Below are 7,447 nucleotides of genomic sequence, written 5' to 3'. Positions count from 1 at the left end.
CCCCCGATTTGTCTTTTGCCTTTGGCGGTCAAGCGGCACGCTTGCCCACGGGTTTACGCAGTAAACCCTAGTGGGCTACGCTAAAAATATAATTTTTTGTTTTATATCAATGAATTAAAATCTATAATTATTTATGATACCCCTAAAAAATACCCCTAAAATTTTTGGATACATGTGGATGAAGTAGTACATGGCCGAACAACATCCCGAATTCAGTTTTTCGCAGGACGAGAGGTCTCTCGAAAGATTTTGGTACATGCCAATAAATTTTAGCTATAACTTATTGATATGTTTTGTATAAAATAAATTTGCAAAAAAAGCCCCCGGCAGTTATCCTACAGCAACTTGGATAGTATCGGGTATCATTTTAATACTGCTATATAATTAGGAAATACAATAGAGTTAAAAATGCAGTAAATAATAAACATTGTGTAATGAGCATGGAGGTTCCAATGTATTTCTACCGATTCAGAAATTTTTATAGTGAATATGTAATATATCTTATATGTATATTGTGTTTAATGACATGTTCCTGCACGCATATTTCCTCATTTAGTCTCAATACGCAATCTCAATTTTCCCCACAAGTTAACCTAAGTAATGAGGATAAATTTTTTCTTGCCCCTGACAAATCTTTACAAAACAATGATTTAATTTATGTAAATATAGAAAATAGCGTTCGCTCTGTATTTCAAAACCTTGGTCTCCATGTTGTCAATCTATTATCACAAGCAAATTATTTTGTTACAATTAATTATATCAAAGAATCCAATGAAGAAACTAGATATAACGCAATTCCGAAATATGGAATAACACATTATGAAACACAAAATAATATATTTTGTGGAGGTACTAGGAACAATTTTGTCATTCATGGAACGACAACAACAAAACCAGTTTATGGATATACTGGGACAGAGCTTTCTTCTTATAAATACATACAGTATTATAATGGTGTTGGGTTGAAAATTTATTCGATATCAAATAATAATTATAATCTGATTAGCGATATCGCTATTATCTGGAAAGATTCTACTCCAGACATATTCAAACGTATTGATCTTGCGAGTCTCGTATTGCGGGAGCTTCTCATTGCCAAGACAACTAGTAGAAGAATATACACCTTTAGATGGGAAGATAATAAATTATCTGCCTTTACATGGACACCATGGATGTAATCACGCTGAAATTTTATATCCCTGTAAGCTAGCTTATTGGAAGTATTAGTACAAAAAATCAACAAATATGTAATTGTACTTTTTATAGAGCTAAATATGTTGAAAAAGTTCAGTTAATACATATTTTGTATTGTATATTGAATGGTTTAATTTGTAATTAATCATGGCATCTATAAGGTAAACAAGCTCAATTTTAGCTTTGGTATTTTCCTTAACTATAAATGAAAAATAATTCCAAATTTTCTTTTGTTTTGTGTGTCGCTTTAAACAATCATACATTAAATAACTATTGTTTTTTTGATTTTCATACCAAGAATTTGATATATAAATCGCTCTATCATTATTATATAACACATAAAATCCAGTATAAGATGAAAAATTGATATTGCCATCTTTCGCTGACTTTTTATATCCTAACAATACACCTCGCTTACCCTGATAGCCCCAATTAATTGTTGCTCTGCTCCATCTCAACCCAAAATAGAAATTTACCATAATGAAAACTCCATCCGCGAGAGATGATTTATTCAAGCAGGTTAGTTTAATGATACTCAAGCTGCACGCTCTGGTCAACGAAAAGATTTTTATATCCTAGAGAGCTTTATTTACCATTGCTTGAATTGGCAAAGCTGAACGCTGGTGCATATAAAGGACTGGCTCAGCGTAAACGAAACGCGCGATGCTCCTGCTGTGTTCTCTCCCGTTCCATTTTCTCAGCCTCAAGGTTGAACTTCTGAATATGCTCCATCGTAGGCTGCACATTTGCAATATCAATATCTCCTGCCGTGCCGAAGGCGTACCAGACCACCCTGCGCCCGTACTCTATCCGTTCATCACGGCTCTGTCCCGTGGGGCGGGCGGGGGTGTGTCTGAATACTTCGTTGGCAACTTCCTGTGGCGTGTACCCGGCACAGCGCATGTACAAAACAATGGCCGCATCCAGCCGTGATTCGTCCATCTTTTCGGGAAAACGCTTTTTGACCATTTCCCGGTAGGCGGCATACGGGGAAGCCAATGTACCGACCCTGGGGAACTCGCGTTTCCTGACCTCCACGCCGGGAGCGATCCTTCTCCGAAAACGCCACAGATTGCCAAGATGCGGACTGCGCTTGCCGAGCCAGTGCTTGAAGCGGGGGAGCCGTTCCGGTTTTTCTGCTTGAGACTGCCTATCCCGCAATACCGCTTTTTCCTGCCGCTCCTGTTCTTTCAGGAAATGCCGGGCAATGTTCAATACGGAAAGCCCGTGCGCGGCAAGACGGGCCGTAGCCGCCTCACGGCGCTCTGTTTGTCGCCGTTCCAGTGCCTCCCATTCTTCCTCCCGCTTCGCCTTAGCGAGGCGTCTTTCTTCTGCCAGCCTCTGCCGCTCCTGCTGATACTCCTGCCATTCCTCTCGGCACACATGACTGACCGGCTCTGGGGCGGACTTCTTGAATGCCTGTTCGGAGTAGTAGCCGGGTTTGAACTCGCCGAGCCGCTTGCACAGCTTGGACATGCTAAAATTCCTGTCCACGCTGGACGCCTTGACCGCCGTGTCGCCCACAAAAATCACCGCGCCGGAACCCTTGCGGGAAAAACGCAGACCGACCGCATCCAGCCCGGCGTGAAGTTCTTCCCAGGAGGAGGCGTTCTGGATGACGGCATGGCCGCGTTCCTGGGCAATGCGCTGTGCGGACTTTTCGCCCGTGGCGCTTTCAAAGTCCTCGGCCTTGGGCTTGGGTTTTACCTGTTCCCGCCGCTGGAGGTTTTTGACCACATATCCCTGTTCATTGACGCGATAGCGGGCATTCATCTGCGACGCCCAACCCTGTTTGTGTTCGATTGCGGCAACAATCTTGTGCGCCGCCTCGATATCGAAACCTCTGTGCGGCTGAATTACCTTTTCCGTATAGGGATGCGTCCGGTTCACGACGATATGGAGGTGATAATTTCCCGTGTTCTTGTGCAGGGCGTAGATCGTCTGATGTTCGGCCAGTCTCATTCCCCGGAGAAAGAGACTGACCGCCTCATCCACCTGTTCACGGGAAGGCTGTTCGTTTTCCTGCCATGACAGAATCCAGTGTGTGACCGGCATTTTGCTCTGGATGGATTCCTCGGCAAGGGAAATCATCTCCCTTTTCTGCGCGGCAACAGTCATGGTCAGGAAATTTCTGCTTCCGGCGAAAGCAAGTTTGTCTTTCCCGTTGTCGTCTTGTTCGGCAAGGATATAGTCCACCAGACCACCGATCATGGTGGACTTGGATTTCTTGAAGCTGGTACGCTTGAGCTTTTTGACAATCATTGTTTTTCGCTCAGGGCTTCAATGGCTACCCGGACTTCCCACAAGGCGGCGTCCAGTTCTGCAAGAGTGGCTGCGTTTCCCGTATGCTTCACCACGTCAAAATGATGCTTGAGCAGTCCCCCAAGCCGCCGCAGTTCCCGGATGGTCTGGTCATCCGTTCTGGCGATGATGGGCCTGCAGCCGAAGAACAATCGCCGCATGTATTCGGAAACGGAGATTCCGGCTGTCACGGCCTGCCTGGTCAATCTGTCGTCTTCCTCGGCGGTAAGCCGGAGCGTCCGTCGCCTCTGAAATCTGTTTGCCGCCTTCCGCTTTTCCATCTGCCTTTCCTGCCTTTTTGCGAGCGTGAGAAGCGAAGCGCCGAACGCTCTTTGGAGTCCAGAGGCGAAGCCTTTGGCAGGATGCGAGCTGTTGTCAGACAGCTACCATCCTGTAAAGAAGAACGCTCCTCAGTCTCTGGAACACTACCTTCACCCTTCGGCTGGCGCATCAGTTGCGCCATGCTTCCTCTTTTGGCGCAAGCATAGATGAAAAATGCGCTTGAAGGCCAGAGAAAAAGACAAAAAGACGGTATTGTTTTTCCTTGAACAATACATTCCGGCGGAAATAGGATTAGAAGATGAAAAAGTGCAAAAAAGGAATTGTCCGTATTTGTGGAATAGCGTCCGTATCTATCCAGTTTGGGACGCATTTGTCCGGTAAGAAAAGTTGTCAATAAAGTTTTTACCGTGGTATTGGAAAGGAAAAGGAATTTTTGACAAGGAAGGTGATGCTTGTGGCAACAGCTCGACGCTATACAATGGAACAGATAGAGACCGCCCGGAAAAAGCTCCGCAATCTGCCGGTGAAAGAGGCGGGAAAGACTCGCGGGGAAGTCGCGGAATTTCTGGTCAACGGCATCAAAAAGGCCATGCGGCAGGGCTACACGTTACAGGACATCCGGGACTTGCTGGCGGAGGCCGGGGTATCGGTTCCGCTTGCCAGGCTGCAAGGGCTGTTTGAGAAAGCTCCGAAACCGGAGCTTGCAACGGATGGAGAAGGGTTGGGAAAAGACACGGCTCTCCCCGGTGACGCGGGGGAAAAGGGGAAGCAGGGAAGCCCGGACAGGATATGAGGTGGAAGAGAAGCGGCGCGGCCAATGCATGAACCTTTGACCGCGCCGCATGTTGAAGATGACAGTTGCGTTTATAGAAATATCTTTTTGAATTTTGATTTTCCATGTGTCCCCGTTCGGAGACACTGTACTACGCTCATGCCAAAAGCGATAGGAAAACAGGATAATGTATGATTACGGGTTCGCAGGTCGGGCCTTTTCCCGCAGTTCATCCAGATATGCAGCCCATCTGTTCATCATCCTTTTACGCTCGACAAGATGCTCGGTACGGTTGTAGGCACGACCATTCGGATCATGAACAGCGTGGGCAAGCTGGTGTTCAATATGTTCATAGCGTTCGCCCAAAACCTCATCAAGAAGGGTGCGCGCTGTGGCCCGGAACCCGTGAACAGTCATGTCGGAATAAGGTATTCCCAGCTTGCGGAGAGCACTGCACAGTGAACTGGGTCCCATGGGCTTTGTCTTGTCGTGATAACCGGGAAAAACAAGCTCGCATTCCCCGGAAATTTTTCTTTGTTCGTCGAGAATGGCAATTACCTGGGGAGCCAGGGGAACAATGTGGGGGGTATTTGTTTTGTGAACTGTGTAGCGCCATTCACAGGCGTCAAAATTCATGTCTTTCCATTGAGCATTCATAAGCTCGCTGGAGCGTACAAAAACATACGGCATCATCCGCAAGGCGTTGCGTATAGTACCATATCCCTTGTACTGATCTATCTTGTATAAGATACTGCCCAATGATTCAGGGGCGGTGACAGCTGAAAAATGGCCGTATTTGGGAACCTTCAGTAATTGCCGAATGGATGGGACAGGGTTGATTTCGATGATTTCAAGGGCAACCGCATACTGCATGACTTTTGAACAAATCTGGCATGATCGCTTTGAACTGTACAAAGTCCCTTTTTCCTCAATTTTTCTGAATACCTCTATCAAGTGCGATGGTTTGATTTTTTTAACAGGCATGTCCCCGAAATTTGGGAGAAGATAATTCTTCATGAGGGAATTGTAATATTTCAGGGTCTGCGGAGCTATCTTGGAGCCCATGAAATCAATCCATTGCCCGGCAATAGCTCCAAAGGTATTTCTGGCAAGCGACTTGCTTTCGGCCTTCTCGGCGCGAGCAATTTGTCCCGGATCGTTCCCGGATGCCTTTTGCTGCTTCGCTTCGTCACGTTTTCGCCGTGCCTGTTCCAAAGATACCGCCGGGTATGAACCAAAGGAAAGAAGCCCTTCCTTGCCGTTCTCCTGTCGATATTTCAAGCGCCAGAGCTTTCCCCCGGCCGGAGTGACCAACAAAAACAGGCCGCCGCCATCATAAAGTTTGTAGGGCTTGTTCTGGGGTTTCGCATTCTTGACTTGGACAGCTGTAAGCGGTTTGATGACTCTGGGCATGACAAGCCTCCATAATCGGCATAAAAATCGCTAAAGACGTCCCGTTTTCATACCCCTAAAAATACCCCTAAAAGTCTTGGAGGTCAATGGATTTTGATACTCCTCAATACTGGCATTTGCAATATAACTAGTTGTAAATATAAAAATTTTTAGTCTAATGCCGTCCGGTAAAATCTTATAATTGTAGCCTAGTGGGCTATGACTCGCCTTCGAGTCGGGATTCCCGGCGGACGGTCAGCGCATCCTTGAGCGACGGCGTTGGGTCACGGCTTCCGGCTCTTGCTGGATGTGCCGTTCTCGCTCGGCCTGTTGCCGGGCTTCCTCTTCCTGACGTTCGCGCTTCTGCTGTGCCTTTTCCTGCTGACGCTGGAGCTGTTCGGCTCGCTTGCGCTCCACAAAGTCGAGATGCAGCGGGCGGATTTCCGGCTGACGCAAAAACTCCTGATAGCCTGCCATGAGTCTTTTCATTTTCTTCAACAGCGTCTCCATCTCCTCTTTTTCCTCATGGCTTTGTTTCCTGTGAGCCGTGTATTCCGCTTCAAGCTGTGCCTGCTTTTTGCGTAACGCCTCCACTTCCTTTTGCAGGTTTTCTTTCTGCTTTTGAGCAATGTGTGTGACGGCAAGCGCCTTTTTCAGCTCGGCAATGATGAAGGATACTTTTTTCAGCACGGACTGGTAGTTGAACATGGATGCCTTCGGTAAAGCGGAATCTTCCCGAAGAATCTTTTCCGCCTCTTCAGCCTGTCGCTCATACGCTTCAATGTTCTTTTTCAGTTCTTCTTCACGCTGTTCCAGATCATCAAGGATTTGTCGGGAATTTTGGGCAAGTTCTTCAGATTCCAGAATCAGATTGTTCAGAGCCTCCTGTTGCTGCTTGAACTCCCGCGTATCCAGATGCTTTTTCGCTGCCCCCGGTTTCTGCTCGACGCCGCGCTGAATCTCAAAGCCTCGACTTTGCAGGTAGTTCGGCAACTCGGTTTGCAGCTTTTTCAGACTGGCGCGGGTATAAATGCTGTTGGCGCTGAGCCGTCCATCCGGCGTCACCGGCACATGAAGAAAGTGCATGTGCGGCGTCTTTTCATCCATATGCACCATTGCGGAGATGACGTTTTCCTTGCCGACAAAATCCGTGAGATAGGCCGCGGCTTCCTCGAAAAACCGCCTGGTTTCCTCCTTGCCCATGCGGGTAAAGAACGATTTGTCCGAACTGACAATCAGACCGCACATATGCACGGCATCCTTGCGGACAGCCTTGACCATGAGCAGATCGTCAATGCGATTCTGGATGGCCTGCGCGTAGTTGTCGGAGGTTGATTCATGAAGGTCGTAGTTTCCCGCACTTCGGCTGTAATCAATATCAGGGTTGGAATGGCTCTCGCGTTCGCGCCTATTGTGCGACTGGATGCCGCGAACGGCATCCTTTTTGAACTTGCTCATGTGCAGGACGAGTGTGGACATAATGAAACTTCCTTATCCTGTAGGAAA

At 47.2% G+C, this 7,447-nt stretch carries 7 protein-coding genes; 2 read left to right on the top strand and 5 right to left on the bottom strand.

All coding sequences use genetic code 11. From position 1 onward, the window contains the following. Positions 1-452: 452 nt before the first annotated feature. The gene (locus QZ294_RS05505) at positions 453-1,178 is read left to right on the top strand and encodes a hypothetical protein (protein WP_297047744.1); all 726 of its coding nucleotides are present in this window, start codon (positions 453-455) and stop codon (positions 1,176-1,178) included. 90 nt (positions 1,179-1,268) lie between these two features. Here QZ294_RS05505 and QZ294_RS05500 read toward each other — a convergent pair whose 3' ends face one another. The 3 genes from QZ294_RS05500 to QZ294_RS05490 form a co-directional block, all read right to left on the bottom strand. Further along, entirely contained in the window at positions 1,269-1,673 is a 405-nt protein-coding gene (locus QZ294_RS05500; RefSeq protein ID WP_297047742.1) for a hypothetical protein, read from the bottom strand. Positions 1,674-1,836: 163 nt separating this feature from the next. Next, a complete protein-coding gene (gene traI / locus QZ294_RS05495) occupies positions 1,837-3,456 on the bottom strand; it encodes a TraI/MobA(P) family conjugative relaxase (protein WP_297047741.1) in 1,620 nt (539 codons plus the stop codon). Next, a complete protein-coding gene (locus tag QZ294_RS05490) occupies positions 3,453-3,776 on the bottom strand; it encodes a hypothetical protein (protein WP_297047739.1) in 324 nt (107 codons plus the stop codon). The genes traI and QZ294_RS05490 overlap by 4 nt, the downstream gene beginning before the upstream one ends. A 479-nt stretch (positions 3,777-4,255) precedes the next feature. Here QZ294_RS05490 and QZ294_RS05485 point away from each other — a divergent pair, with 479 nt between their 5' ends. Continuing rightward, on the top strand, positions 4,256-4,570 hold the full coding sequence (locus tag QZ294_RS05485; RefSeq protein WP_297047737.1) for a hypothetical protein: 315 nt from the start codon (positions 4,256-4,258) through the stop codon (positions 4,568-4,570). A gap of 174 nt (positions 4,571-4,744) precedes the next feature. Here the strand turns inward: QZ294_RS05485 and QZ294_RS05480 are convergent, their stop codons facing one another. Together QZ294_RS05480 and mobV are read right to left on the bottom strand one after the other, a co-directional pair. Then, complete coding sequence (locus QZ294_RS05480; protein WP_297047735.1) at positions 4,745-5,962, bottom strand: integrase arm-type DNA-binding domain-containing protein; 1,218 nt, start codon at positions 5,960-5,962, stop codon at positions 4,745-4,747. 234 nt (positions 5,963-6,196) lie between these two features. Beyond that, entirely contained in the window at positions 6,197-7,420 is a 1,224-nt protein-coding gene (gene mobV / locus QZ294_RS05475; RefSeq protein ID WP_297047732.1) for a MobV family relaxase, read from the bottom strand. Positions 7,421-7,447: the final 27 nt, after the last annotated feature.

The organism is uncultured Desulfovibrio sp. (genome assembly GCF_910584445.1).
GTDB lineage: Bacteria > Desulfobacterota > Desulfovibrionia > Desulfovibrionales > Desulfovibrionaceae > Desulfovibrio.
Note: the sequence above shows the minus strand (reverse complement) of the source record. Positions and strands in the feature narration are given on the sequence as shown.

Excerpts from the sequence above, each read along its gene's own strand:
- QZ294_RS05480 (WP_297047735.1), bottom strand. The coding sequence starts at position 5,962 with ATGCCCAGAGTCATCAAACCGCTTACAGCTGTCCAAGTCAAGAATGCG.
- traI (WP_297047741.1), bottom strand. The coding sequence starts at position 3,456 with ATGATTGTCAAAAAGCTCAAGCGTACCAGCTTCAAGAAATCCAAGTCC.
- mobV (WP_297047732.1), bottom strand. The coding sequence starts at position 7,420 with ATGTCCACACTCGTCCTGCACATGAGCAAGTTCAAAAAGGATGCCGTT.
- QZ294_RS05500 (WP_297047742.1), bottom strand. The coding sequence starts at position 1,673 with ATGGTAAATTTCTATTTTGGGTTGAGATGGAGCAGAGCAACAATTAAT.
- QZ294_RS05485 (WP_297047737.1), top strand. The coding sequence starts at position 4,256 with ATGGAACAGATAGAGACCGCCCGGAAAAAGCTCCGCAATCTGCCGGTG.
- QZ294_RS05490 (WP_297047739.1), bottom strand. The coding sequence starts at position 3,776 with ATGGAAAAGCGGAAGGCGGCAAACAGATTTCAGAGGCGACGGACGCTC.
- QZ294_RS05505 (WP_297047744.1), top strand. The coding sequence starts at position 453 with ATGTATTTCTACCGATTCAGAAATTTTTATAGTGAATATGTAATATAT.